The organism is Pseudomonas sp. 22490, assembly GCF_052044465.1.
In the GTDB taxonomy this organism is placed as follows: Bacteria; Pseudomonadota; Gammaproteobacteria; order Pseudomonadales; family Pseudomonadaceae; genus Pseudomonas; species Pseudomonas aeruginosa.
Genome location: NZ_JBQENS010000033.1, coordinates 24,586 through 51,128 on the forward strand (window position 1 = coordinate 24,586; position 26,543 = coordinate 51,128).

The window sequence follows — 26,543 nt, forward strand, 5'->3', positions numbered from 1 at the left end:
CGCGGGGCTTTTTCATTCCGACATGGACGCGCAGGGCCTATGGGGAGCGCGACTCAGTCGACGTAGCCGGCCATCATCGCCGCGCGGGTCGCCAGGCGCTGGCCCTCGGCGATCTTCTCGCGCTGTTCGGCGGTCAGCTCGCGGGGCGGGTGGTCCTTGATGTAGGCAGCCACGTTCACCCCGATGTAGACGATCAGGGCGGCGGCGATCAGGACGTTCTTCGGATTGATGTCCGAGCGCCGCTTGCAGGCTTCGCAGATGCCGCTCTCGACGAGACGGGTCGCTCGGGTGCCGCAGTTGCGGCAGTAACACGCGCTCACAGGCCGGTTCCTTGTGCTTGTAATTGTCCGGCCAATCTACACGCAGCGCGCCGCTGCGCACAACGCGAAAACCCCGCCGAAGCGGGGTTTTCCGATGACGCGGGGATCAGGCCGCGGCGAACTGCCCGGCGATCTGCCGGCGGGCGGCGGCGATGGCCTGGGCGCGGGGCTCCTCGCCATAGGCCAGGCCTTCGGCGCGAACCACTTCGATATCGGTGATGCCGAAGAAGCCCAGCACGGTGCGCAGGTAGCCTTCGTGGGCCGCGCCGGTCGGCTGGCCGGCATGCACGCCACCGGCGGTGGAGACGATCACCACTTTCTTGTCGCCGGCCAGGCCAACCGGGCCGTTCTCGGTGTAGCGGAAGGTCTTGCCGGCGACCGCGATGCGATCGATCCAGGCCTTGAGCTGGCTGGAGATGGTGAAGTTGTACATCGGCGCGCCGATGACCACGACGTCGGCGGCGAGGAACTCTTCCAGCACTTCTTCACCCACCGCGACTTCATGCTTCAGCGCGGCATCGCGCAGCTCCGCCGGGGTGCTGCCGGCGGCCAGGGTCAGGGCGGAGAAATGCGCCACCGCGTCGGCGGCCAGGTCGCGGTAGGTGACGTCAAGCCCGTCTTCGTTCTGCCGCCAGGCCTGGACCAGCTCGGCGCTCAGTTGGCGGGAAGCGGAGGCGTCGCCGAGGATGCTGGAATCGATATGCAAAAGTTTCATGTCTCGCTCCTGAAAGTGGGGGATCGCAGTGTGGCGATCGAGTGGTTTGCATCCTACCGGCAAGGCCAATCGACGATTAGTCGGCAGAAACATGACTATTCGTCCCACACATAGGACAATCTGTTTTTCCCCCAGCGGAGCGCCTGCATGCCCCACGACCTCAACGACCTCTACTACTTCGCCAAGGTGGTGGAATGCGGCGGCTTCGCCGCGGCCGGACGCGAGACGGGGATTCCCAAGTCGCGCCTGTCGCGGCGCATCGCCGAGCTGGAGGAACGCCTCCAGGTACGCCTGCTGCACCGCACGACACGCAAGCTGGTGCTCACGGAGGTCGGCGAACGCTACCTGCAGCACTGCCGCAACCTGCTGCTGGAAGCGGAGATGGCCGAACAGGTGATCGCCGAGCTGAGCGTCGAGCCGCGTGGCCGGCTGCGCCTTTCCGCACCGGTGGCCATGGCTTCGAGCAACCTGGCCGACCTGTTGCCGCGGTTTCTCGAACGACACCCGCAGGTCCAGCTGGAAATCCTCCTGACCAACCGCCGGGTCGACCTGCTCAACGAGGGGGTGGACGTGGCACTGCGCGTGCGCGAACTCGGCGACGAGGACCCTGCGCTGGTCTGCCGGCGCCTGGCTCCGGCGACCACGCAGATCCTCGCCGCCCCATCGCTGATCGCCGGGCGTCGCCTGGAACATCCGGAAGACCTCGAAGACCTGCCCTTCCTCGGCGCTATTCATAACGACCGCAAGGTCCACGCGACCCTGATCGGGCCGGATGGCAGCCGCTACCAGTTGGAACGCGAACCGCGCCTGGGCGTCGACGACTTCGTCCTGCGCAAGAAAGCCGCCGTGGCCGGCCTCGGCGTCACCCTGCTGCCCGAAGGCTACTGCGACAGGGAACTGGCCAATGGCAGCCTGGTGCGCATCCTGCCGCAGTGGACCTTGCCGAAAAGCACCCTGCAGGCCGCCTACCTGCCGCGCAGCAGCCAGATTCCGGCTATCCGTGCTTTGATCGACTTTCTCGTGGAAGCCCTGCAACGCCCCTCGGGCGAGACCGGCCCAGCCTACCGCCGCGCCCGCGAGTGAGCCGCGCCGTTCAGCCGATCCGCTGCAACAGCGCGGCGGACAGGCGCCCGCCGAGCAGGCTGTCTAGCCAGAACGACTGGTGCAGCAGGACGATGCCCCAGAACACCAGTTGGAACGAAAGCTTGCGGGTCTTGTGGCGGAATACCTGCTGCGCGACCAGCGCGCCAGGCCAGCCGCCGAGCAGCTCGAACAGGTGCAGGCGGACCTCCGGGGTACGCCAGTCGCCGCGTGCGGCGCTGCGCTTGTCCTGCCAGTAGAGGGCGAATGCGAGCAGGCTGGCCAGCGGATAGGCCAGCAGCGGCCAGAGGGCCTGTCCGTCCAGGTACATCCGCCAGGCGCCAGCGGCCGGCAGCACGCAGAGGATCAGCAGGACCAGCAGCTTCGCCAACGGGCGCTGCAACGCGCTCGGCGGAGTCGGCGCCGGCCGCGCCTGGGCCCGCGTCACCGGAGCCTGGGCGCCACGGCGGACAGTTGGCGGATCGATGGTCAGCGCGTCCAGCCGCGCCCTCTCGGCGCGCAGGCGGCCCTGGGCATCCTGGCTGGCGAGAAACCACACCTGGTCGCCCTGGCGGGGACGGCGGTCGCCGCGGAACGCGGAGATATGCAGGAAGACTTCTTCCCCGCCGGTCTTCGGCAGGATGAAGCCGAAGCCCTTGTCGTCATACCAGCGGCTGATCATGCCCGGCTTTTCCATATCCACATCCACTCGCTCGCTACCCGTTTCGCGCTGCATTCTAGCCACCCGCGGCGGCCAGACGAAAAAAGGCGCGGCTCGCGCCGCGCCTCTTGCCTGTTCCCGGGCCTCACACCTCGCCGGCGGTGCTCCAGTCGATCAGGTGGAATTGCCAGGTCGCCAGGATCAGCAGGCCGAAGGCGATCCGATACCAGGCGAAAGCCGCGTAGCTGTGGTTGCCGATGAACTTCAGCAAGGCGCGCACCGCCAGCATGGCGAAGACGAACGAGGTGACGAAGCCGACGGCGAACACCGGCAGGTCCTCGGGGCGGAACAGGTCGCGGTACACGTATCCGGAATAGACCGCCGCGCCGACCATGGTCGGCATCGCCAGGAAGAACGAGAACTCGGTGGCCGCCTTGCGCGAAAGGCCGAACAGCAGGCCGCCGATGATGGTCGCGCCGGACCGCGAGGTGCCGGGGATCATCGCCAGGCACTGGGCACAGCCGATCTTCAGGGCGTCCTTCCAGGTCATGTCGTCGACGTGTTCGGCGCGGATCACATGCTTCCGGCGCTCGGCCCAGAGCATGACCACCCCGCCCACCACCAGCGCCAGGGCGACGGTGATCGGATTGAACAGCCACTCGTGGATCAGGTCGGCGAACAGGACGCCGAGGACTACCGCCGGGAAGAACGCGATCAGCAGGTTGGCGGTGAAACGCTGGGCCTGGCGCTGGCTCGGCAGGTCACGGACGACTTGAAAGATCTTTCCCCGAAATTCCCAGACGACAGCGAGGATCGCCGCCAGCTGGATGATGATGTTGAACGCCTTGGCGCGTTCGCCGCCGAAGCCGATGAGGTCGGCGACGATGATCTGGTGCCCGGTGCTGGAAATCGGCAGGAACTCGGTCAGCCCCTCCACGACGCCCAGGATGAACGCCTGGAAAGCAGTCCACCACTCCATGTTTCTCCCCCTTCTACTACTGTCCCGAACGAGCTTTCGTTGTTCTCGGCGATACACTCGCCGTCTTTTATGAAGGCCTTACGACTCCGAAGAACCCGACCAGTTCCCCCACTGCCGAAGTCGAAACCGGCGGGCATGCTACCAGAGCGGCCGGCCAGGAATCTTGGAATTCTTGCCAGCCGGCGTCTGAACAAATCTGTCCGCGCCCGTCCCCTCCGCCCTGGTCTTCGCGAAGCGCCGGATACATTCGCTACAATGCGTCCTCGTCGCATGAGGGCCTTCCGTGTCACCCCTTGAACTCTTCGCCGCTTCGCTCGGCGCCATCGCCGTCTACCTGACCGTCCGCCAGAATCCCTGGTGCTGGCCTATCGGCCTGGTGATGGTGGCGCTCTACGCCTGGATATTCTTCGAGGTGAAGCTTTATTCGGACATGCTCCTGCAAATGGTCTACGCGGCGCTACAGCTCTATGGCTGGTGGCAGTGGACCCGCGGCGGGCAGGACCACGACGGCCGCTCGGTGAGCCGCCTGAACGCCGCGCAGCGCCTCTACGGGCTCGGTGCGGGCCTGGTCGGCAGCGTCGCGCTCGGTTACCTGATGGCCAACCACACCGATGCCGCCAGTCCCTGGTGGGACGCCGGATTGACCGCCTTCAGCCTGGTGGCGCAATGCTGGATGGCGCAGAAGCGCCTGGAATGCTGGGCCCTGTGGATCGCCGTGGACGTGCTGTTCGTGGCGCTCTTCGCCAGCAAGGCGCTGTACCTGACCGCCGCCCTCTACGCCCTCTTCACCCTGCTGGCGATCCACGGCTGGCGGACCTGGCGCCGCGACCCGGCATTGCGCGAGGGCGTCGCCGCATGAAGGTGCTGGTACTCACCGGGCCCGAATCCAGCGGCAAGAGCTGGCTTGCGGAGCAGCTCCAGGCCCGCTTCGGCGGCCGGGTGGTCGGCGAGTACGTCCGCCACTTCATCGACGAACAGCGCCGCGACACCTGCTACGCCGACATCCCCGCCATCGCCCGCGGGCAACTGGCCTGGGAGGACGCCGCTCGCGCGGAACGGCCGGCGCTGCTGATCCTCGATACCCACCTGCTGAGCAACATCCTCTGGAGCCGGATTCTCTTCGGCGACTGTCCGGACTGGCTCGAACCCGCCCTGCTGCGGCGGCGCTACGACCTGCACCTGCTGCTCTCGCCGGAAGGCGTGGCCTGGAGCGCCGACGGCCAGCGCTGCCAGCCGGAACTGGCGCAGCGCCAGGCCTTCCACCGCGAATGCCAAGCCTGGCTGGAGCGGCATCGGCAGCCCTACCGCGCCATCGCCGGCGACTGGGCCGAGCGCCGGCGCCAGGCTTTCGCCGCAGTGCAAGGACTGCTCCAGGACGGCTGAAGGGCCGGCCCTGTCACGCCGGCGATACACCGCCAGCACAGTCCGGCCCTTGGCGCAGAGCGTTTCGCGACGGCGCCGCGGAAAGCTGTCTCGGCGCTGAAACAGCCCAGGCGCGTCCCCGGCAGGCTTCGCCCCCTGGTTGGCGGGCCTGCTGTTGCACGGATGCAACACTGTCCGCCAGGTTCCCCCGGCGCTCACCTCCAAGCCCTTGATGGACAAGGAAAACGCAAAACCGGCACGCCCCATGCTCGCTCCCTGCCAACGCTGATTAGGGCTCAGCGCCAACGAAGGAAGCGCCATCATGTCGGGGAGTTCGCTACGCATCGTCGTTCCAGCGCTGCTGGTCATCGTCGGCTCCGTGCCGGTGAGCCTCCCCGCGCATGCGGCGGACGGTACGATCGTCGTCCAGCGCCAGGTCCAGCCACGGGTCGCCTACCGTCCGAGCATGGTGCCCGACCCACATCCCACCGTCGTCGACACCAACGTCTCCGCCGAGGTCAACGCCCTCGCCAACGGGGCGGCCAGCGGCAATACCGTGAGCCGCGAACTGGGCGATGCCGACTTCGCCATCGTGACCAGCGGTTCCGGGATTCGCAGCATGATTCTCCCCGGTGGCGCCCTGCCGGGTTTCGCCAACCAGCCGGCGAACCCGGCGACGGTCCAGGCCGTCGGTAACGTCGGCACCACCCACGGCGCGGGAGGCGGCGCCGGCGCCGGCCTCGCCGGGCAGATCAACGGCAGCCTCAAGCAGGGCCTGGCGCCGCTGCAGATGCTCGGGGGTGGACAATGAAGCGCCTGTCCGCCCTCCTCCTCGCCTTCGCCTGTATCGCGTCGCTCCAGGCCGACCCGCTGGCCTCACGCAATCGCGCCAGCATCGATGCCAGCGGCACCTACCGCGGCAACTTCGCCCTCAACCAGGCCGCCGGCGACGCCCAGCAACAGAGCAACGTTCGTGTCGTCGCGGTAGGCTCCGCGGCCCTCGTCGGCAGCGACCAGCGCCAGCATCTGCAACTCGACGCCAGCCAGCCGATCGCAGCCAGCGCCAGCATCTCGGGGGCGGCGCTGCGCGGCAGCGGCATCCTCGGCGTCAACCAGGGCGCCGGCCTCGGCAACCAACAGATCAACGCCTTCCGGCTGAGTCTCAGCAACGGCCCGGAAAGCCTGGATGACAGCGTTCTCGCGCAAAGCGTGGCGCTGACCAAAGTCTCCGGTTCGGCCACTCCGGTCCCGGGGGGACGCAGCGTCTCGACGGACGATCGCGCCTTCGCCGGGAGCAGCGGCGTGGTGCAGGTGAACCAGAGCGCTGGGGTGGGCAATCAGTCGATGAACACCCTCAGCGTCAGGGTCATGGAATGACTCTGCCAAGCCAACACAAGCCCAACACTAAGCACAGAAATGCAAGGAGAAACGCCATGAAAGCGACTATGGTCCTGACACCGCTGGCCCTGGCAATGGCTGCAGTGCTGTCGGTATCGGCCTACGCCGGAAACGAAGGTGGCTGGCACCCGCCGAAACCCAACCCGCAGTCGAACAACAAGGGCGGAGCCACGGCCCTGGTGGTGGATACGCAGCAGAACTACAACAACAAGGTCAGCAACTTCGGCACGCTGAACAATGCCTCGGTGAGCGGCTCGATCAAGGATGCCTCGGGCAACGTCGGGGTCAACGTCGCCGCCGGCGACAACAACCAGCAGGCCAACGCCGCCGCGCTGGCCAGCGCCGACGCCAGCTTCGTGTTCGGCACCGCGACCGCCAGCACCAGCGTGCTGCAGAGCGGCTACGGCAATACGCTGAACAACTACTCCAACCCCAACACCGCATCGCTGAGCAACTCGGCCAACAACGTCTCGGGCAACCTGGGCGTGAACGTCGCCGCCGGCAACTTCAACCAGCAGAAGAACGACCTGGCCGCCGCCGTCTCCAACGGCCAGTACAGCACTGCCGGTAGCGCCGCGTCGCAGACCTCCACCGGCAACACCACCGTCAACAGCGCCAACTACGCCTATGGCGGCACCTACGTGTCGCTGAAGCTGAACGCCGACGGCAGCTACAAGGGCACCTCCGACCAGATCGGCGACGTCTACCTCGACACCTGGGAAGGCCAGACCCATCCGGGCGGCAGCAATACCGGCCACATCGACGTGGACAGCCAGGCCCAGGGCGCCAAGGACCTGAACCACGACGGCGGCGCGTTCGCCTTCAAGGAAAAGGGCGACGTCGACCTGAAAGGCACGGTGTCCGGCTTCATCCCGGCGATCGTCGGCTTCAAGACCCCGGTCACCAACAACGCCAGCCTGAGCAACTCGTTGCAGAACGTCTCGGGCAACGTCGGGGTGAACATCGCCGCCGGTGGCGGCAACCAGCAGAGCAACTCCCTGTCCATCGCCGCCGGTTGCAGCAGCTGCCCGGCCGGTGGCGAGAGCCTTGGCTTCTGATCCTGGCCCAGGGGTTCCGGCGCCAGCCGGAACCCTTTTCCATCCGACACAGGAACCGGCCATGCGCACGCTCATCCTTTCCCTGCTGCTGCTCGTCGACCTCACCGCCCAGGCGGCGACCCTCGGCTTTCCCGCCCTGCCCGGCGGCGGCCTGGTCTACAAGCAGGTGCAGAGCATCCGCGAGCGGCGCTTCGCCGACCTGGTCGAGCAGAAGACCGATTTCAGCTGCGGCGCCGCGGCCCTCGCGACCATCCTGGAGAAGGCCTACGGCGCCCCGCTCGACGAGCAGGCGGTGATCCAGGGCATGCTCGCCCACGCCGACCCGGAGATCGTCCGCACCCAGGGCTTCTCCATGCTCGACATGAAGCGCTACGTCGAATCCATGGGCATGCGCGCGCGCGGCTACCGCATCGAGGCGGCGCAACTGGAACAACTGAAGATACCCGCCATCGTGCTGATGGAAATCCGCGGCTACAAGCACTTCGTCGTCCTGCAACGCACCCAGGGCGAGTACGTGTACGTGGGTGACCCGGCGCTGGGGCACAAACGCTACGCGCTGACAGAGTTCGCCAAGGGCTGGAACGGCATCGTCTTCGCCGTGATCGGCCAGGGATACGACCGCGGCAATCCGCTGCTGACGCCGCCCGAGCCGCTGACCGCGCGCAATCGCCTGGACCGCTTCAAACCGGTCAGGGACGCCGAACTGATGGAATTCGGCTTCATCCAGAGCGATTTCTTCTGATCGCAGGAGCCGGATGCTCCGGGAGCACGCCATGTACACGCACCACTGCTTCGTCCTCGCCTGCTGCCTGGGCGCTGCGCTGCCCGCCCCCGCCAGCGACCTCTTCGCCCCCGCCGAACTGAGCGACCAGGAGCTTTCCCAGTTGCGCGGGCGCTACGTGCTGCCGGGGCGGATCGTCAGCTTCGGGGTGACCATGAGCAGCACCTGGCAGAACGCCAGCGGCCAGGTCCTCGGCGCACGCGTCGACCTGCAGGTGCGGCAGAACCTGGCGCGCCCGGTCCTCAACGTCACCCTGGTCGATCGGCCAGGCGACGCCCCGCCACCCGTCGCCGGCAACGGCCAGGTCCTCGGCGGCGCCGGACTGGCGCAGACCCAGGGGGTCAGCCAGAGCATCCGCACCGCCGGCGACCACAACAGCGCCAGCAATGGCGTCAGCATCGAGGTCCGCCACGGCGAGGCGCCGCCGCCACTGCCGGGCGGCACGCCGCTGGAAGGTGCGCTGGCCCTCAGCGGCGAGGCCGGCACGGTCAAGGTCACGCCGAACGGCGGCGCCCTGCAACTGGCGATCCAGGCCAGCGGCCAGGGCGCCAGCCTGCAAAGCCTCGGCGCCGGCGGCCTGGTGCAGAGCGTGGCGCTCAGCGGAAACCGCAACCTGGTGCAGAACCTGGCGGCGCTCGAGGTGATGCTCAAGGACCGGCCGGGCGCCGATCCGGCACTGAATTGCGCCTGGGAGCAATTGCGCGCGCTGCGCCCCAGCGGCTACTGAAAGTTGATCTAGTCTGAAATCACTGTGCTATCGGAAGGCCATAAAAACGGAACGGCAAACATGACCCAGACACTCTCGCTGCGAGCTGTCCTCTGCGCCACCACCCTGGTTTCCCCGTTCCTGGCGCAGGCCGCGACGGAGTCCGAGGTCGAGGCGCTGAAGAAGGAACTCCTGGAGCTACGCCAACGCTACGAGGCCCAGCAGAACGCCCTGATGGTCCTCGAACAGCGCGTGCGCCAGGTCGAGGCGCAACCCCAGGCGCCGCAGCCGCAACGCCTGGTCAAGTCGATCCAGCCGCCGGCGCAGGCGCGCAACGACGCCAACGCGGTCGCCGGCACCTACGGCGCCAGCCTCAAGGACGATGGCGCACCCGCGCCCAGCGTGGAAAACATCTACCAGGACGCCAGCGGCTTCTTCGGCGGCGGCACCTTCAGCCTGGAGACCGGCCTCACCTACAGCCACTACGACACCCGCCAGTTGTTCCTCAACGGCTTCCTGGCGCTGGACTCGATCTTCCTCGGCAACATCGGCGTGGACCAGATCGACGCCGACATCTGGACCCTCGACCTGACCGGCCGCTACAACTGGAACCAGCGCTGGCAGGTGGATATCAACGCCCCGGTGGTCTATCGCGAATCGACCTACCAGTCCGCCGGCGCCGGCGGCTCGACCTCGCAGATCACCGAGAAATCGGTGACCGGCGACCCACGCCTGGGCGACGTCAGCTTCGGCGTCGCCTACAAGTTCCTCGACGAAAGCGAGAGCACCCCGGACGCGGTGGTCAGCCTGCGGGTCAAGGCGCCCACCGGCAAGGATCCCTACGGCATCAAGCTGAAGCAGGTACCGGGCAACAACAACCTCAACGTGCCCGACGACCTGCCCACCGGCAACGGCGTCTGGTCGATCACCCCGGGCATCTCGCTGGTGAAGACGGTGGACCCGGCGGTGCTGTTCGGCAGCCTGTCGTATACCTACAACTTCGAAGAGTCGTTCGACGACATCAACCCGCAGCAAGGCGTGAAGACCGGCGGCAAGGTCAAGCTCGGCAACTGGTTCCAACTCGGCGTCGGCGTGGCCTTCGCGCTGAACGAGAAGATGAGCATGTCGTTCTCCTTCTCAGAGCTGATCAGCCAGAAGAGCAAGGTCAAGCAGGACGGCCAGAGCTGGCAGACCGTCAGCGGCAGCGACGCCAACGCCGGCTACTTCGGCCTGGGCATGACCTATGCGGTGAGCAACAGGTTCAGCATCGTGCCCAGCCTGTCCATCGGCATCACTCCGGACGCGCCGGACTTTACCTTCGGCGTGAAATTCCCCTACTACTTCTGAGGGGCCACCGTTCGAGCCTGGGCATGCCCTACCCCTCGAAGGGATGCGTGAGCCTGGGAGCGATCCTCGCCTAGCTGCGCATGCGCAGGGCGGATAACGCCGCAGGCGTTATCCGCCGGTAGCAACGGCACCGTCCCTCTCAAGCCTCGCCAGCGAGCGCCCGCTCGACTTCCTCGCGCGAGGGGATCGAGGTCTGCGCGCCGAGGCGGGTCACCGAGATCGCCGCGGCGGCCTGGCCGAAACGGATCGCCGCCGCCTCGTCGAGGCCGCGCGCAAGGGCCGCGGCGAAGCCACCGACGAAGGTGTCGCCGGCCGCCGTGGTATCCAGCGCCTTGACCCGCGCCACCGGGAAATGCTCGACCCGCCCCTCGCCCACCAGCAGGGCGCCCTGGGCGCCGAGGGTGATGATCACCCTGCCGGCGCCCATTTCGCGCAGGCGCTCGGCGGCACGCCCGGCGCTCTCCAGGGAGTCCACCGGCAGGCGGCAGAGCAGTTCGCTTTCGGTCTCGTTGGGGACCAGGTAGTCCACCAGCGGCAGCCAGTCCGCCGGCACGTCGCGGGTGGCCGGCGCCGGGTTGAGGATCACCGTCTTGCCCAGCGCATGGGCCCGGCGCAGCACATGGCCAACCGTCTCCAGCGGGCTTTCCAACTGGCAGACCACCACCTGCGCCTGCTCCAGCAAGTGTTCGTGGCGCGCCAGCACGGCCGGGGACAGGTGGCCGTTGCCGCCGGCGACGATGACGATGGCGTTCTGGCTGCTGTCGTCGACCACGATCAGCGCCACCCCGCTGGACTCCCCGGCCACCCGCTCGACGCCCTGGCAGTCGATGCCCTCGGCCTGCAGCGCGCGGTACAACTGGTCGCCGTAGGCATCGTCGCCAAGGCAGCCGATCATCGCCACCCCAGCGCCGAGACGCGCCGCGGCGACCGCCTGGTTGGCGCCCTTGCCGCCGGGAACGGTGATGAAGGACTGCCCGGCGAGGGTCTCGCCGCCCCGTGGCAGGCGCGGCGCGCGCACTACCAGGTCCATGTTCAGGCTGCCCACCACCAGTACTTTCGCTTGCATCGTTGCGTCCTTGTTCCAGCCTCTCTCTAGCGAGGGCGCCCCCGGCGCCCGGTTCAGACCCGCACCAGCGGCGGCGCGGTGGATTCGCGCAGGACCAGCGCCGGCGCCACCACCCGCCGCTGCATCGGCTCCTCGCGCTCGGCGATGCGTTGCAGCAGCAATTGCGCAGCGATCTCGCCAAGCAGGCGGATCGACTGGCCCACGGTGGTCAAGGCGGGAAACACGAAGCGGCTCAGCTCGATATCGTCGAAGCCGATCACCGACAGTTCGTGCGGCACCCTGATATTCAGCTCGGCCGCGGCGCGCAGCACGCCGATGCCGATCATGTCGTTGCCGGCGACGATCGCCGTCGGTCGCTCGCCCTCGCCGCCCAGCAGACCGAGCGCCGCGTGGTAGCCGCCGGGGCTGCTGAACTCGCTTTCCAGCAGCCACTGCGGGCGCACCTCCAGGCCGGCCTTGGCCATCGCCCGCCGGTAGCCCTCGACCCGCAGCGTCGAAACCTTGGTCGACAGCGGCCCGCCGATGCAGGCGATGTCGCGATGGCCCAGTTCGAGCAGGTGGCGGGTCGCCAGGTAGGCGCCCATCTCATGGTCGATCTGCACCCGGTCGGCTTCCACGCCTTCCACCTCGCGGTCGACGATCACGGTCGGCGTGCGCATGTTCGCCAGTCCCTTGGCCAGCGCGCCGTCGCCGCCGGCGGACGCCAGGACCAGGCCGTCGATACGTTTCTCCTGGAGCACGCGCAGGTAGTTGGCCTGCTTCTGCGGGTTGTCGTCGGAGTTGCAGAGGATCACGCAGTAGCCGTTACGCTCGCAGCAATCCTCGATGCCGCGCGACAGCTCGGCGAAATACGGGTTGGTGCTGTTCGGCACCAGCAGGCCGATGATCGAGGTGGTGCGCACCTTCAGCGAGCGCGCCACCGCGCTGGGCACGTAGTGCAGCTGCGCGATGGCGTCCTCGACCTTCTTGCGCACCGCGTCGCTGACCGGCCGCGTCCTGTTCACCACATGCGATACGGTGGTGAAGGAAACCCCCGCCATCGCCGCCACGTCCTTCATTGTCGCCATCGTTCAGCCCTGTCTGCGGGCGCGATGGCTGCGATAGGTATCCAGCACCACCGCTACCACGATCACCGCCCCGGTAATGATTCGTTTGGTCGGCTCCGACGCACCGATCTGCGCCAGCCCCGCCGCCAATACGGAAATGATCAGCACGCCGAAGAAGGTGCTGACCACCGAACCTCGCCCGCCCATCAGGCTGGTGCCGCCGATCACCACCGCGGCGATGACCTGGAGTTCCAGGCCGACCCCGGCGTTGGGATCGGCCGCTTCCAGACGCGAGATCTGGAACAGCGCGGCCAACCCGGCGAGCAGCCCCATCAGGGCGAATACTGCAATCTTATAGGGTTTCGGGTTCACACCGGCCAATCGCACCGCTTCTTCGTTGGTGCCGATGCCGATCAGGTAGCGGCCGAACACCGTGCGGGTGAGCACCGCCTGGGCGGCGAACATCACCAGCAGGGCGATCACGAAGGCCGGCGAGATGCCGAACGCCAGCGGATTGGACAGCCAGGCATAGGCGTCGCCGATATAGGCCGTGCGCGAGTCGGTCATCTGGTAGGCCAGCCCACGGGCCATCTCCAGCACCCCGAGGGACACGATGAACGAGGGAATCCGCCAGGCCACCGTGATCGAACCGGTGACGCAGCCGGCCAGGGTCGCGCAGGCCATCCCGAGCATCGCCGCCGGCAGCACGCCCCAGCCCCAGCCGAGCGTCGCCAGGCTTACCGCCGAGGCCGCCAGGGCCAGCACCGAGCCTACCGAGAGATCGATGCCGCCGACGATCAGAATGAAGGTCATGCCCACCGCCAGCACCACCAGATCGGGGATCTGGTTGGCGATGGCGAGGAAGGTGCCATAGCTGAGGAAGTGGCTGCTCAGCGCCGAGAACAGCGCGATCATCGCCAGCAGCGCGCCGGCCAGGCCGAGGTAGGTGCCCAGGCCGAAATAGTTGCCGCGTCGCAGGGTTGGCGCTGCGGCGGCGGTAGCGGAAGACGTCGGGTCGCTCATTTCTGGTTCCTTGCGTTGCGTGTTCACGACGTCGCCAGCAGCGCGTCGCGTTTCTTGTAACCGGCGAAGGCCGCCGCCAGCAGCGCGTCCTGGGTCCAGGCGTCGCGCTCGAAGGTGTCCACCATACGTCCCGCCGAGAGCACGCCGATGCGATCGCAGATCAGCATCAGCTCGCGCAGGTCGCTGGACACCACCACCAGCGCCTTGCCCCGGCGGGTCAACTCGGCGAGCAAGGCATAGATATCGAACTTCGCGCCGACATCGATGCCACGGGTCGGCTCGTCGAACAGCAGCACCTGGCAGTCGCGCTCCAGCCAGCGGCCGATCACCACCTTCTGCTGGTTGCCGCCGGACAGTTCGCCCACCGCCTGCGCGGTGTCCGCGCAGCGCACCCGCAGCGCCTCCACCTGGCGCCGCGCCAGGGCTTCCTCGCGGCGCCGGTCGATCACCCCGTGGCGCGCCAGCGCCGGCAGGTTGCCCAGGGCGAGGTTGGCGCTGATCGACTGGTCCAGCAGCAGGCCCTCGCCCTTGCGGTCCTCGGTGATCAGCGCCACTCCCTGGCGCACCGAGTCGGCCGGCGAACGCAGGCTCAGGCGCTGCGGCGGATCGCCGAGCAGGACCTGCCCACCGTCGGCGCGGTCGGCGCCGTAGATCAGGCGCAACAATTCGGTGCGCCCGGAGCCGATCAGTCCGGAGATGCCGAAGATCTCCCCCGCGCGCACCTCGAACGACACCTCATGCACCTTGCCGCGCCGGCTCAGCCGCTCCACCCGCAGCAGCGGCGCACCGGTCTGCCGTGGGCCCAGGTCGAAGCGCTCGCCCAGTTCGCGGCCGACCATCAGGGTCACCAGTTGGTCGGCGTCGTAGCGCTCGATCGGCTCGACGCAGACCAGGCGGCCATCGCGCAACACCGCGATGCGCTGCGAAATCCGCGCCAGCTCTTCCAGGCGATGGGAGATGTAGACGATCGCCACGCCGCGTTCGCGCAGCCGCTCGACCTGCTCGAAGAGCATGTCCACCTCGCGCGCGGTAAGCATCGCCGTGGGTTCGTCGAGGATCAGCAAGCGGCAGTCGCCGATCAGGTTGCGGGCGATCTCGACCATCTGCTGGTGGCCGATGCCGAGGTCGCCGACCAGCGTGTCGGGATCGATCGCCTCCAGGCCGACCTGGGCCATCGCCTCGCGGGCCGCCGCGCGCAGGCGCCGACGGTCGATCCAGCCGGCGCGCCGGGGCAGGTCGTGGAGGAACAGGTTCTCCGCCACCGACAGGGTCGGCAGCAGGTTCAGTTCCTGCATCACCATGCGCACGCCCAGCGCCTCGGCCTCGCGGCGGCTGCCGGGGGCGTAGGGCCGGCCGAGGAGTTCCAGGCTGCCGGCGCCGGGACGCTCCAGGCCGCCGACGATCTTCGACAGGGTGCTCTTGCCGGCGCCGTTCTCGCCGGTCAGGGCCAGCACCTCGCCGCCGAACAGTTGCAGGTCGATCTCCGCCAGCACCGGCTGCGCGTAGGTCTTGCCGACCCCGCGGATGCTCAGCAGCGGCAATGCGTCGCTAGACATGGGAAGGCTCCATCGGACGGATCAGGGCGCGGTCACCAACTCGACAGGCGTCTCGACCACGCCGTCCTTCTCATGTTCCGGGGCTTGCCCAGCAAGCAGCTTGAGCGCGGTCTGGATACCGAACACCGCCTGCTTCGCGGCGAACTGGTCGGCAGTAGCCAGCACCCGGCCATCCTTGAGCATCGGCTTGATCGCCTGGATATTGTCGTAGCCGACCACCTTCACCTGCCCGGCGCGGCCCGCCGCGCGCACCGCCGATACCGCGCCGAGGGCCATGCTGTCGTTGCCGGCGAGCAGCGCCTTGAGGTCAGGATGCTCGTTGAGCATCGCCGAGGCCACCGCGTTGCCCTTCTCGATTTCCCAGTTGCCCGACTGCAAGGAGACGATCTTCATCCCCGCCGCGTCCATCGCATCCCTGAAGCCGGCGGTGCGCTGCTGGGCATTGGTGGTCGTGGAGACCCCTTCGATGATGCCGACCTCGTCGCCGGCCTTCAGTCGCTTCGCCAGGTACTCGCCGACCAGCCGCGCGCCCTTGCGGTTGTCGGGCCCGACGAAGGGCACGCCGATCTTCTTCACCTGCAGCACCTGCGGGTCGAAGCGGTTGTCGATGTTGACCACCACGATGCCGGCGTCCAGCGCTTTCTTCACCACCGGCACCAGCGCCTTGGAATCGGCCGGCGCGATCACCAGTGCGTCGACCCCGGAAACGATCATCTGCTCGACGATGCGGATCTGGCTGGAGGTATCGGTCTCGTCCTTGATGCCGTTGGAAACCAGTTCGAACCGGTCGGCATGCTCCTTCTGGTAGGCCTTGGCGCCGTCCTCCATGGTCAGGAAGAACTCGTTCGCCAGCGACTTCATCACCAGCGCGATCCTGGGCTTCTCGGGAGTTTCCGCGTGGACGGCGGACAGGGGCAGGAACGAGGAACAGGCAGTCAGCACGACGGCAGCCAACAGGCGCCGGGAAGCGACCCGCTTCATGGTGTATCCTCCAGCTTTTCTTATCGTTGTATTGAGGCTTTTCCAGGAGATTATCCAGACGCAAACGTTTGCGTTAGGTGAATATGCGTCGATCTGACAGATTCTGTCAATCGCCACGAGCAACTGTCGCGAACCGGTCGGGATCGGTTGGATTCTAGTTCGCTATGGCTGGGAAACGCAGGATATTTTGCCTGGCCGGCAGATCTCCCGCCGCCCACTCAGCGCAACCGGTGCTTGTGCAACAGGCGGTAGAAGGTCGGCCGCGAGACCCCGAGCATCCGCGCGGCCACGCTGAGGTTGTCGCCGTAACGGGCCAGCGCATCACACATCGCCTGGCGCTCGGCGCAGAGCTTGTAGACCTCCAGGCTGGACAACGGCGGGCCGTCGCCGCGCGCGCATTCCAGGCCGAGGTCCTGGGCCTCGATCTGCTTTCCCTCTGCCAGGACCAACCCGCGACGTACCCGGTTGGCCAGTTCGCGGACATTGCCCGGCCAGGCGTGCATCGCCATCGCCGCCAGCGCGTCCTCGCTGAAGCGGCGCGGGCGGCGGCCGGTCTCCAGGCTGTAGAGCCGGGAGAAATGCTGGGCCAGCAGCGGCAGGTCCTCGCTCCGTTCGCGCAACGGCGCGGTGACGACCTGCAGGACGTTGAGCCGGTAGTAGAGGTCCTCGCGGAACGTCCCGGCATCGATCGCCGCCTCCAGGTCGACATGGGTCGCCGCCAGCACCCGCACGTCCACCTCGACCGGCCGGCTACCGCCGACCCGCTCGATCTGCTGTTCCTGGAGAAAGCGCAACAGGTTGGCCTGCAACTCCAGCGGCAGGTCGCCGATCTCGTCGAGGAACAGGGTGCCGCCGTCGGCCGCCTCGATCCGCCCGACCTTGCGCTGGTGCGCGCCGGTGAAGGCGCCCTTCTCGTGGCCGAACAGCTCGGACTGGATCAGGTGCTCGGGAATCGCCCCGCAGTTGATCGCGACGAACGGCCTGTCCGCGCGCCGCGACTGCCGGTGCAGGGTACGCGCGACCAGTTCCTTGCCGGTGCCGCTCTCGCCCCGGATCAGTACCGGCGAGTCGGTCGGCGCCAGCTTCGCCAGCAGCCGGCGCAGGTCGCGTACGGCCAGGCTCTCGCCGAGCAGTTCGTGCTCGCCCTCGGCATCGCCGGGCACCGTGCCGCGCCCGCGCAGGCGGGCCATGCCGAAGGCGCGGCCGAGGGTCACCTGCACCCGCGCCATGTCGAACGGCAAGGTATGGAAGTCGAAGAACCATTCGCAGACGAAATCGCCGACGCCATTCACCGGCAAGGTGTCCGGGCTGAGCACAGCGATCCACTCGGTGCCGCTGCGGCTGATCAGGTCCTTCACCGTCTCCGGCCGCTCCAGGTGGAACGGCCGCAGGCGCAGCAGGCCGACGTCGCAGGCGCGTTCGCGCGCCGTTTCCAGCGCGCAGCTGTCCACTGCCCAACCCGCCTCGCGAAGGCCCGGCAACAGGCGCCGGCAATCGTCGCACGGGTCCACCACCAGCAGACGGCGGAGGTTCGATGCATCTGGCATGTGTGCTCCTTTGCGGCGCCAATTCTTTGAACCGTCATAAAAACGGCATGTTGGCGCTCTGAAAGGAAAATCTAGCAATTTTTTGACGCGCGAAAGTGAATCTTTGTTTATATCGCCAATGCCGAAATCGTCTTATCAGTCGTAGCCGCGACGCTTGACTTCCAGGCGCCGGACGAACTCCTCCAGGACCAGCTTGTAGAGGTCGTCGCCGAGGTAGACATCTTCCACCCCGCAGTCGATGTTCGGGTTGTCGTTCACCTCGATCACCACCACCTTGTCGCCGGCCTGCTTCAGGTCCACCCCGTAGAGGCCGTCGCCGATCAGATTGGCGGTCTTCACCGCCAGCTCCACCACCTTGCGCGGCGCCTCGTGCACGGGCATGGTGCGGAAATCGCCGCTGACCTCCTCGGCGTCCGGGCTGTGGTCGTAGATCTGCCAGTGGCCCTTGGACATGAAGTACTGGCAGGCGAAGATCGGCTTGCGGTTGAGCACGCCGATACGCCAGTCGTACTCGGTATAGAAGAACTCCTGGGCAAGGATCAGCACCGAGCGCTCGAACAGCTCGGCGCTGGCCGCCAGCAACTGCTCCTGGTCCTCCACCTTGATCACCCCGCGCGAGAAGCTGCCGTCGGGAATCTTCAGCACCAGCGGGAAGCCCAGGCGCTCGCCGACCTTCTCCAGTTCCTGCGGGTTCTCCTTGTAGAGAATCTCGGTGGCCGGCATGCCCAGCTTGTGGCTGCGCAGCAGGTCGGCCAGGTACACCTTGTTGGTGCAGCGCAGGATCGACACCGGGTCGTCCATCACCACCAACCCTTCGCTCTCGGCCTTCTTGGCGAAACGGTAGGTGTGATCGGCGACATTGGTGGTCTCGCGGATGAACAGCGCGTCGTACTCGGCGATCCGCGAATAGTCCTTGCGCTCGATCAGGTCGACGTCGATGCCGAGGCTGCGGCCGACCCGCACGAAGTTCTTCAGCGCCTTGGCGTCGGAGGGCGGGAACGCCTCGCCGGGGTCGTGGAGGATCGCCAGGTCGTAGCGGAACGGCTTGCGCGAACGCGGCTTGCGCCAGATCTGCCGGCTGAAGCTGTCCAGGGCGTTGGCGAAGAGGTCTTCCTGGTCCTCGCGCAGCTTGTGGATGGCGCCGGGCTTGATGCCCTCGATGTGCCAGGTGCGGTTGCGCTTGAACTCCACCAGCAGCAACGGGCAGGGAAACGCCTCGAACAGTTGTCGCGCCAGGTCCTGCAGCGGCTCGATGTCGGTACGGCCGAAATACAGGGTCAGGGTGAAACCATCGGTGCTGCCGTAGGGGTGCGCGGCCAGGGCCTTGTCCAGGGTGCGATCCAGATCTTCCAGGACCAGGCTGTACAGCGACTTCCTGGCCAGCTCGCTGATCGTCCGCACCGAGGGGATCACCTTGTGCCCGCGCGCCTCGGCGAGCAGCGAGCAGTAGTAGCCATGGCGCAGGTACTTGTAGTGCCGGCACAGGTTGATCACCTGGACCCGCTTGCCAGTGTCGTCGTCGATGGGCAGTTCCAGGTATTCCTGGGCGGTGACCACATCCTCGCTGGGGTAATAGGACGTCCAGTCTTCCTTGCGTTCCACGATGATGAACAGCTTGCTCACGACACCTCCCGGGGTGACAGCGAAACCACGGCGCATTCGGAACCGGCTTGCCGGCGCACGCATCCCGGCCAATACTCGGCGGGAATCCCTTGCGAAACCGCTCTATGGCGCCTGCCAGCAAACCGAAGCGTACAGCACCCATTACAGCACGCCCGCGCGGAAGTTCCCGCCCGCGGCCGTGGAGACCGCTATGAACCTGACCCTCCGCCCGGCCGGTGTGGACGACCTGTCCGCCCTGGTCGAGCTGGAAAACCGCTGCTTCGACTACGATCGCCTGTCCCGCCGCAACTTCCAGTGGATGCTCACCCGCGCCCACGCCAGCCTGACGGTAGCCGAGGGCGACGGCGGCGTGCTCGGCTACGCCCTGGTGCTGTTCCACGAAGGCACCTCGCTGGCCCGCCTCTACTCCATCGCCATCGACCCGCGCGCCCGCGGCATCGGCCTCGGCCAGAAGCTGCTGGAAGCCGCCGAGCAGGCCGCGCGGGACAACGACCGCGCCTACATGCGCCTGGAAGTGCGCCCGGACAACCGTGGCGCCATCGCCCTCTACGAGCGCAACGGCTACCGTCCCTTCGCCACCGTGCGCGACTACTACGAGGACCACAGCGAAGCGCTGCGCTTCGAGAAACGCATCCGCAACCCCGGCCACGACCAGCGCCGCCACGTGCCCTTCTACCGGCAGACCACCGATTTCACCTGCGGCCCGGCCTGCCTGCTGATGGCCATGGGCGCGCTGCAACCGGAGCGCCAGTTGACCCGCCGCGAGGAACTGCGCCTGTGGCGCGAGGCGACCACCATCTACATGACCGCCGGGCACGGCGGCTGTAGCCCCCAGGGCCTGGCGCTGGCCGCCTGGCGGCGCGGCTTCCGGGTCAAGCTGGTGCTGTCCGCCAGCGGCCCGCTGTTCCTCGACGGCGTACGCAACGAAGACAAGAAGGCGGTGATGCGCCTGGTCCACGAGGACTTCTGCGAGGAACTGGACGCCTCGGGCGTCGAGCAGAAACGCTCGGCCAGGCTCGACATCCCGCGCCAGCTGGCCAGGGGCGGCCAGCCGCTGGTGCTGATCAGCAGCTACCGCCTGACCCGCTCCAAGGCCCCGCACTGGGTGCTGGTCACCCACTACGACGAGGACTTCGTCTACCTCCACGATCCCGACGTCGACCACAGCCAGCACCGCCAGCCGCTGGATTGCCAACACATCCCGGTAAGCCACGCCGAGTTCGACAAGATGAGCCGCTTCGGCCGCAGCAAGCTGCGCGCGGCGGTGATCCTGTTCAACCCGGAATGATCCGCATCGCCCCGCCCTGCGGCGGGGAGATGTTCTCGCCTATCAATCAATTCCATCGATAGTGGCTAGTGAGACTATCCATTTTTCATTCGCCAACGCCGATGTTTACATAGTCGCCAGATCCCCGAATAACCAGAACGGAACTGGAGACGACACCATGAGCTACTCCGCCAAATCCTTCTCGGCCCTGATCAATGCCATGCGCGCCGACGGCATCACCCGCCTGGAACAACTGGCCCGCCAGCCCTTCCGCAACGCCCAGGGCTTCTGGAGCGCGGAGGCGAAGAAATGAAAGCCCTGCTCGACCGCCGTACCGATCCCACCTGGATGCTCTACGCCGCAATCATCGCCTGGCTGGCCTTCTCCGGTCTCTGACCGGCAGGCCACCGGCGCCTCGCCCTGCCGTTCCAAGACGCTCCGGCGTCCCGCCTTTCTCCGGTGAAATACCGAGCTTTCGTCGTCAACATCGCCAGGCGAGGCCTGCGCAAACGTTTCACCCGTTCGCTGTCAAGAAAACCTTGTCAAAAAAGCTGATAGCAGCTTGCCAATATGCCAACGCCTTGGCATAACGGTGCCCAAAAAAGGCCTACAAGGACGTTCCTGATGCGCACCGTGAAAAAGGCTCTGCTGGTTGTCGGCGTGATCGTGCTGGCGGTCGTCGGGGTGGTGGTCTACTACGTCGCCAATCCCAACCTCCCCCACTACCAGGCGCCGAGCGAGGTACGCTACCTGCCGCAATGGCAGGACGAAGCCCGCCAGCGCTTCTACTACACGCCCCAGGGTACCCTGGTGAAAGGCCTGCACTACGACTGGTTCACCGCCCTCGAACTGCCCTTCTCCGAAGAACCCTTCGCCGCCCCCGAATACCTCGCCCGCTTCGGCTTCCTCGTCGATCCGCAGCAGAAGGCCAGCGACCTCAACCCCGGCAACCTGCCGGTGGGCTTCAGCCAGCACCGCGACGAGAAGACCGGCACCCGCTACCTGGACATCACCTGCGCCGCCTGCCACACCGGCGAACTGCGCTACCAGGGCAAGTCGCTGCGCATCGACGGCGGCGCCGCCATGCACTCCATCGCCGCCACCGTGCCGACCCTGCGCGGCGGCGCCTTCGGCCAGGCGCTCGGCGCGAGCATGGCCGCCACCTACTACAACCCGTTCAAGTTCAACCGCTTCGCCAGGAAAGTCCTCGGCGAACGCTACGAACAGGACAAGTCGCAACTGCGCGCCGACTTCAAGGCCGTGCTCGACACCCTCCTGCGCACCGCCTGGAACGACACCCGCCGCCACCTCTACCCCACCGAGGAAGGCCCCGGCCGCACCGACGCCTTCGGGCGCATCGCCAACAGCGTCTTCGGCGATGCCATCGACCCGGGCAACTACCGCGTCGCCAACGCCCCGGTGAGCTATCCGCAGGTCTGGGACATCTGGAAATTCGACTGGGTGCAATGGAACGGCTCGGCCATGCAGCCGATGGCGCGCAATATCGGCGAGGCCCTCGGCGTCGGCGCGCGCCTGCAGATCTTCGACGAGCACGGCCAGCCGCTGCAGGGCGAGCAGCGCTACGCCTCCAGCGTACGCCTGCACGACCTGCACACCCTGGAAGAAACCCTGCAACAACTGAAACCACCGACCTGGCCGGAAGACCTCTTCGGCCGCATCGACCTGCAACGCGCCTCCCAGGGCCGCGCCCTGTTCGAAGCCAACTGCGCCTTCTGCCATGCGCCCAAGGTGCAACCGGCGGAATACGCCGCCCCCGGACGCAATCCCGAGTGGCGCATGCACATGGTGCCGACCGAGGTGATCGGCACCGATCCGACCACCGCCGACAACATCGCCGACCACCGCTACGACCTGCGCAAGCTCGGCTGGAGCGTCGACGAACTGGCGCGGATGAACGTCCAACTGATCGGCGCCGATCCGCAGCAACTCGACCTCTCGCAACTGTCCTCGGCCAAGGGCCTGGCCTACATCACCGCCTTCGTCGAGCAGCGCGCCTACCGGGACGCCGGCATCCCGCCGGAACAGCAGAAGACCATGAACGGCTTCGACCTGCCGATCGGCGTACAGGAACTGCGCGCCTACAAGGCACGCCCGCTGGACGGCGTCTGGGCGACCCCGCCGTTCCTGCACAACGGCTCGGTGCCCAACCTGTTCCAACTGCTCTCCCCGGCCGCCGAACGCTCGCCGCAGTTCTACGTCGGCACCTTCGAATTCGATCCGAAATTCGTTGGATTCCGCACCGAGAAATTCCCCGGCGGCTTCCTCCTCGACACCCGCCTCACCGGCAACCGCAACAGCGGCCACGAATTCCGCGACGGCTGCCGGCAGAACGGCGTGATCGGCCGCGCCCTCAGCCCGGAAGAACGCTGGGCGCTGGTGGAATACCTGAAGGTGCTCGGCAACCCCGAATTCGAGCGCCGCCTGGTCCCGGCCCAGACCCCACCCTGGACGCCCGGCCCGAAATGCCCGGCGCCGGAGCAACGGACCGCGCAACGCTGAACCTGGGAAATAGAGAAGCGCGAGGCATGGCGCCGCCGCCCCTCTCCACCCCGAGCAGCCCCTCTCCCTTCAGGGGGGACGCCTAGCCAGAGGACGGGGAGAAGCAATCGTGGCGCACTCCCCGCCCAAGAAGAATAAAAGCCCACAGCCAACGCACACCACCAAGGACACCCACTCCATGCGCGCACTCCTCACCCACGCCTGGCTGTTCCTCGGCAAATGGCTCGGCCGTCTGCTCCTCCTCCTGCTGGCCGTCGGCCTCGGCGGCTGGGCCATCGGCAGCCTCTACTACGCCTGGAAATTCTCCGGCCCGGTGTCCGCGGAAGAGCAGATCGCCCCGGACGAAGCCCGCATCACCCAGGCGATCATCCAGGACGCCATCCGCGTGGTCGAACAGCACCGCGACAACACCCGCGTCCTGCGCGATGCCCACGCCAAGGCCCACGGCTGCGTGAAGGCCGAATTCAAGGTACGCGCCGACCTCGACCCAACCCTGCGTCGCGGCGTGTTCGCCGAAGCGGGCAAGAGCTGGAACGCCTGGGTGCGCTTCTCCAACGGCAACGCCTACCCGCAGTTCGACAGCAAGAACGACGCGCGCGGCATGGCCATCAAGCTGCTCGACGTGCCCGGCGAAAAACTCCTGCCCGGCCGCGGCCATGACGGCGAGCAGGACTTCGTCATGTTCAACCAGCCGGTGTTCTTCATCCGCGACATCGCCGAATACCGGCAGAACTTCGCCGCCCAGGCCGACGGCAAGAAAGCCCTGGCCTTCTTCCCCAACTGGAACCCCGCCAGCTGGGAACTGCGCCACCTGCTGATCGCCCTGCGCACCCTCGCCCCCGCCCCGGACAGCCCGCTGCACGCCGGCTACAACGGCATCTCGCCGTACAAGCTGGGCGAACACAACATCAAGTTCCGCGTCGTCCCCGCCCCGGAGAAGTGCCCGGCCTACGAGCTGCCGAAGCAGAACCAGGACCTGCCCAACTTCCTCCGCGCCGCCCTGTACCAGCAACTCTCCATCGACCGCGCCCCCGCCTGCTACGCCTTCCAGGTGCAGCGCCAGGACCCGGGCAAGTACATGCCCATCGAAGACACCAGCGTCGAATGGAAGGAGTCGGACGCGCCCTTCGCTACCATAGCCGACATCATTGTGCCAGCTCAGGATTTTGATAGCCGGGAACAGAACCTGTTCTGTGACAACCTCTCGTTCAACCCCTGGCACGCACTGCCGGAGCATCGGCCGATCGGCGGGATCAACCGGTTGCGGAAGGCGGTTTACGAGGCGGTCAGTGGGTATAGGTTGGGGAGGAATGGGTGAGGGGTTGGGAAGGTGGAAGGTAGCTGTGTATGGCGTCTCCCTTGGTATTGATTTCGCCAATTTGGACTGTCAGAAAACGGCCAAAAGCGGCCTGAGGTTGGCGTCGACTTTGCGGCAGGGGTTCCAGGCCCCATCACGATTGACTGTACCTTTGGCCAGGGTCGCGGGTGGTGTCGCCCAGAGCCGCAAGGTAAATGAGCACCGCACGCGCTTAATATCACGGGATTTCCCCCTATATTATTGGCAGCGTAAACACCTGCCGTGCCGCAGTCACTAGAATGGCTCAAACTGCGGCTGAACTCGCAGAAGCTGATCTCGATTGTCTCAGTGGTTCAGCTGCCTTTCTTGGAGCTTGAGCGAGGCAAAACGGATTTCTCCAAGTCGTTGAACTCTTTGATGATGCAGGTCGCTACATGGCAGTTAGGTTGGAATTTGAAACTACAGACAGTCAAGAGATTGAGTTGGCGAAGCGGTATTGGGCCATGGACGAGGAAGGCGCGTACCTGGAACGCGTAGCCGATCTCCTCCCTTTCCGAGAAATTACCCAGGCCAGCATGGTCGCTAAATTTGTCCGGCAGATCTGCACGGCTTATGACGAAAATCAGACCTGTCCCAAGTGCGATGGGCAAATCCAGATAGGTGGCCGGACCGAGGCCAAGAAGGTAATTCAACGCTCCAATCAACCGTGCGAGGAATGTCAAAAAATTCAGGACGAGGAGAGGCAAAAGGAGGAAGCTCAGCAACGCGCTGAGTTGGAAGCTAAGCTCGCCCCTTACATCTCCCGTGCACGGGAAGCGACCATTTCCTACTCTGCGCTACCTGACGACACTGTACTCATCCTGCAAGCAATCCATGCACTGGTCGGCCCTCTGCTTACGCAAGGGACCTTTTCGCTGGACGACTGTGAAGCGATGACTCCTCAGGGAACAGGCGGCCTCATTGATCGCCTCTACAAGCAAAACATCCTGCAAGACGACCCTGCAGCAGCTAAACCGGGGACCTACTGGATCCAAGACGAGAAGCTCTGGTTCTCCAAAGCTTCAGCTCGTTACTTTCTTCCTCCGGATGCTGACCTAGGAGGAAGTCAGGCAGCGCTCAACATGCTGTTTGAGCGAGAGTTCTCAGATTCCGTAGCGCTGACCGAACTCTGGCTGGACCATGCCGTCACAGACGTGATGTGCTACTTCGAATATCAATGCGACGTGCACAACCACATCCTCTGCGCTGCAGATGTAGACAAGATCAAAGCCACCGTGCGCCATGGGATGCGCAAATACAGCGTCGCGCAGATGTGGTTCATCATGTGGAAGGTCACTCGAGATGCAGCAGCCCTTGCTAGCCGTAGCTACTACAACCGCGAGACAGCCGCCGCCACTATTCCTAATAAGATTCGTAAGCAACTGGAAAACGCCGATCAAGGTACCGAGCTTCGAAACGAATGGACCCGGCCAGAACCCCACATAACGGGCTCATTGGGAATGATGTTCTACTCACTCTTTGGGCTGGACGAATACACTAAAGGGACAGATGCGCAGGCGTTGTTTGATCGCCTAGGCGAAAAGAGTGGGGGCGAAATAAATCTTCACGCGTTAGCCGCAGCCTTCATGAAAACAGCTCTGGAAAACGAAAGCGCGCTGTTTGCTTTGGAGGACTTCGCGGAAATGGTCAGAGTGGGACTTACAACCGAGGACGCATTGAAAGAAACAATTGATCGAAATCCAGGGCTGTTCCAGTAACGCCAGCTGCGAAGTGGTCGGAGTTAGCGCCGCCCCTCCTCTGCACCTGTCTGCGCAGGAGCACCCGTGAGGCAGGTAAAGCTAGGCAGCCACTAAAGCTTGCCGCCGATCGAAATTCGCGCCGACGCGTTGAGATCACTTCTTCCAACCAGGGGCGCAGCATTGTGGTAGGTAGCGAAAGCACCAAGACTTACCACAACGCCCTGATCAGACCTCTGTGTAAAAGGGGAAAGATTTATTTATTGCACTCTAATTCTGCCTGACCGGTCAAGTTTAGAATAGGAAAAATAAATCCGTCCCCTTTTGGCCGTCCTTTTGGCCCCTTTTGGCCGTCAGGTTGTTGAGCAGGATGCCCAGGGCACTGGCATCGCCCATGACCGACACGTCCTCAGCCTGCGCCAGCCCCAGGTCGTTGCCGCTCAGATCAGATTGGCGGATGCGATCGCTGATCAC

Annotated in this window: 26 protein-coding genes; 14 read left to right on the forward strand and 12 right to left on the reverse strand. The window is 66.0% G+C overall.

Annotation, left to right across the window (positions count from 1 at the left end; translation table 11 throughout):
* Positions 1-53: 53 nt before the first annotated feature.
* Complete coding sequence (locus ACTJJX_RS28090; protein ID WP_015503049.1) at positions 54-320, reverse strand: hypothetical protein; 267 nt, start codon at positions 318-320, stop codon at positions 54-56.
* Between the two features lie 106 nt (positions 321-426).
* Entirely contained in the window at positions 427-1,035 is a 609-nt protein-coding gene (azoR2, locus tag ACTJJX_RS28095) for an FMN-dependent NADH-azoreductase AzoR2 (protein WP_003088332.1), read from the reverse strand.
* A gap of 147 nt (positions 1,036-1,182) precedes the next feature.
* Here azoR2 and ACTJJX_RS28100 point away from each other — a divergent pair, with 147 nt between their 5' ends.
* A complete protein-coding gene (locus tag ACTJJX_RS28100) occupies positions 1,183-2,118 on the forward strand; it encodes a LysR substrate-binding domain-containing protein (RefSeq protein ID WP_016851714.1) in 936 nt (311 codons plus the stop codon).
* Between the two features lie 10 nt (positions 2,119-2,128).
* On the opposite strand, the gene ACTJJX_RS28105 is transcribed toward ACTJJX_RS28100, so the two are convergent.
* Together ACTJJX_RS28105 and ACTJJX_RS28110 are read right to left on the reverse strand one after the other, a co-directional pair.
* Positions 2,129-2,851, reverse strand: a complete 723-nt coding sequence (locus ACTJJX_RS28105) for a DUF1294 domain-containing protein (protein ID WP_023082774.1) — start codon at positions 2,849-2,851, stop codon at positions 2,129-2,131.
* Positions 2,852-2,921: 70 nt separating this feature from the next.
* Positions 2,922-3,755, reverse strand: coding sequence for an undecaprenyl-diphosphate phosphatase (locus ACTJJX_RS28110; RefSeq protein ID WP_003113476.1), 834 nt, complete (start codon positions 3,753-3,755; stop codon positions 2,922-2,924).
* A gap of 283 nt (positions 3,756-4,038) precedes the next feature.
* On the opposite strand from ACTJJX_RS28110, the gene pnuC reads away from it, so the two are divergent.
* The 8 genes from pnuC (at position 4,039) to ACTJJX_RS28150 (ending at position 10,407) form a co-directional block, all read left to right on the forward strand.
* The gene (gene pnuC, locus ACTJJX_RS28115; protein WP_003088324.1) at positions 4,039-4,614 is read left to right on the forward strand and encodes a nicotinamide riboside transporter PnuC; all 576 of its coding nucleotides are present in this window, start codon (positions 4,039-4,041) and stop codon (positions 4,612-4,614) included.
* The gene (locus ACTJJX_RS28120) at positions 4,611-5,138 is read left to right on the forward strand and encodes an AAA family ATPase (protein ID WP_003113477.1); all 528 of its coding nucleotides are present in this window, start codon (positions 4,611-4,613) and stop codon (positions 5,136-5,138) included. Before pnuC ends, ACTJJX_RS28120 begins: the two co-directional genes overlap by 4 nt.
* A 301-nt stretch (positions 5,139-5,439) precedes the next feature.
* Positions 5,440-5,928 (forward strand): hypothetical protein, encoded by a 489-nt coding sequence (locus tag ACTJJX_RS28125; protein ID WP_009876312.1) that lies wholly within the window; start codon positions 5,440-5,442, stop codon positions 5,926-5,928.
* Positions 5,925-6,494: a hypothetical protein gene (locus ACTJJX_RS28130; RefSeq protein WP_003119156.1), complete on the forward strand. Its 570-nt coding sequence runs from the start codon at positions 5,925-5,927 to the stop codon at positions 6,492-6,494. Before ACTJJX_RS28125 ends, ACTJJX_RS28130 begins: the two co-directional genes overlap by 4 nt.
* Before the next feature lie 56 nt (positions 6,495-6,550).
* Positions 6,551-7,573 carry a hypothetical protein gene (locus ACTJJX_RS28135; RefSeq protein ID WP_003113480.1) on the forward strand — a complete coding sequence of 341 codons (1,023 nt, stop codon included), beginning with the start codon at positions 6,551-6,553 and terminating at the stop codon, positions 7,571-7,573.
* 61 nt (positions 7,574-7,634) lie between these two features.
* Positions 7,635-8,315 carry a C39 family peptidase gene (locus tag ACTJJX_RS28140; protein WP_003117395.1) on the forward strand — a complete coding sequence of 227 codons (681 nt, stop codon included), beginning with the start codon at positions 7,635-7,637 and terminating at the stop codon, positions 8,313-8,315.
* Positions 8,316-8,328: 13 nt separating this feature from the next.
* Positions 8,329-9,081 carry a hypothetical protein gene (locus ACTJJX_RS28145; protein WP_003121981.1) on the forward strand — a complete coding sequence of 251 codons (753 nt, stop codon included), beginning with the start codon at positions 8,329-8,331 and terminating at the stop codon, positions 9,079-9,081.
* Between the two features lie 60 nt (positions 9,082-9,141).
* Positions 9,142-10,407 carry a transporter gene (locus ACTJJX_RS28150; RefSeq protein ID WP_003088309.1) on the forward strand — a complete coding sequence of 422 codons (1,266 nt, stop codon included), beginning with the start codon at positions 9,142-9,144 and terminating at the stop codon, positions 10,405-10,407.
* 139 nt (positions 10,408-10,546) lie between these two features.
* Here the strand turns inward: ACTJJX_RS28150 and rbsK are convergent, their stop codons facing one another.
* From rbsK to ACTJJX_RS28185, 7 genes are all read right to left on the reverse strand, one after another.
* Positions 10,547-11,473, reverse strand: a complete 927-nt coding sequence (gene rbsK, locus ACTJJX_RS28155) for a ribokinase (RefSeq protein ID WP_012614244.1) — start codon at positions 11,471-11,473, stop codon at positions 10,547-10,549.
* A 53-nt stretch (positions 11,474-11,526) separates the two neighbouring features.
* Entirely contained in the window at positions 11,527-12,540 is a 1,014-nt protein-coding gene (locus ACTJJX_RS28160; RefSeq protein ID WP_003119158.1) for a LacI family DNA-binding transcriptional regulator, read from the reverse strand.
* Between the two features lie 3 nt (positions 12,541-12,543).
* Positions 12,544-13,542, reverse strand: a complete 999-nt coding sequence (locus ACTJJX_RS28165) for an ABC transporter permease (protein ID WP_003088303.1) — start codon at positions 13,540-13,542, stop codon at positions 12,544-12,546.
* A gap of 23 nt (positions 13,543-13,565) precedes the next feature.
* Complete coding sequence (locus tag ACTJJX_RS28170; RefSeq protein ID WP_003102342.1) at positions 13,566-15,098, reverse strand: sugar ABC transporter ATP-binding protein; 1,533 nt, start codon at positions 15,096-15,098, stop codon at positions 13,566-13,568.
* A 21-nt stretch (positions 15,099-15,119) separates the two neighbouring features.
* Positions 15,120-16,079, reverse strand: coding sequence for a sugar ABC transporter substrate-binding protein (locus ACTJJX_RS28175; protein WP_016851716.1), 960 nt, complete (start codon positions 16,077-16,079; stop codon positions 15,120-15,122).
* A gap of 218 nt (positions 16,080-16,297) precedes the next feature.
* Positions 16,298-17,626 (reverse strand): sigma-54 dependent transcriptional regulator, encoded by a 1,329-nt coding sequence (locus tag ACTJJX_RS28180; RefSeq protein WP_023082775.1) that lies wholly within the window; start codon positions 17,624-17,626, stop codon positions 16,298-16,300.
* A gap of 135 nt (positions 17,627-17,761) precedes the next feature.
* On the reverse strand, positions 17,762-19,249 hold the full coding sequence (locus ACTJJX_RS28185) for a RimK family protein (RefSeq protein ID WP_003088294.1): 1,488 nt from the start codon (positions 19,247-19,249) through the stop codon (positions 17,762-17,764).
* 190 nt (positions 19,250-19,439) lie between these two features.
* Between ACTJJX_RS28185 and ACTJJX_RS28190 the strand changes: the two genes are divergently transcribed.
* The 5 genes from ACTJJX_RS28190 to ACTJJX_RS28210 all read left to right on the forward strand — a co-directional run bounded on the left by ACTJJX_RS28190 (position 19,440) and on the right by ACTJJX_RS28210 (position 26,090).
* Positions 19,440-20,537, forward strand: a complete 1,098-nt coding sequence (locus ACTJJX_RS28190) for a GNAT family N-acetyltransferase/peptidase C39 family protein (protein WP_003121988.1) — start codon at positions 19,440-19,442, stop codon at positions 20,535-20,537.
* A 157-nt stretch (positions 20,538-20,694) separates the two neighbouring features.
* Entirely contained in the window at positions 20,695-20,829 is a 135-nt protein-coding gene (locus ACTJJX_RS28195) for a hypothetical protein (protein WP_003088290.1), read from the forward strand.
* Positions 20,830-21,140: 311 nt separating this feature from the next.
* Positions 21,141-23,036, forward strand: coding sequence for a di-heme-cytochrome C peroxidase (locus ACTJJX_RS28200; RefSeq protein ID WP_016851717.1), 1,896 nt, complete (start codon positions 21,141-21,143; stop codon positions 23,034-23,036).
* Positions 23,037-23,214: 178 nt separating this feature from the next.
* The gene (locus ACTJJX_RS28205; protein WP_003119166.1) at positions 23,215-24,354 is read left to right on the forward strand and encodes a catalase family protein; all 1,140 of its coding nucleotides are present in this window, start codon (positions 23,215-23,217) and stop codon (positions 24,352-24,354) included.
* A gap of 482 nt (positions 24,355-24,836) precedes the next feature.
* The gene (locus ACTJJX_RS28210; RefSeq protein WP_170869670.1) at positions 24,837-26,090 is read left to right on the forward strand and encodes a hypothetical protein; all 1,254 of its coding nucleotides are present in this window, start codon (positions 24,837-24,839) and stop codon (positions 26,088-26,090) included.
* A 273-nt stretch (positions 26,091-26,363) separates the two neighbouring features.
* Here the strand turns inward: ACTJJX_RS28210 and ACTJJX_RS28215 are convergent, their stop codons facing one another.
* Entirely contained in the window at positions 26,364-26,543 is a 180-nt protein-coding gene (locus ACTJJX_RS28215) for a hypothetical protein (RefSeq protein WP_016851718.1), read from the reverse strand.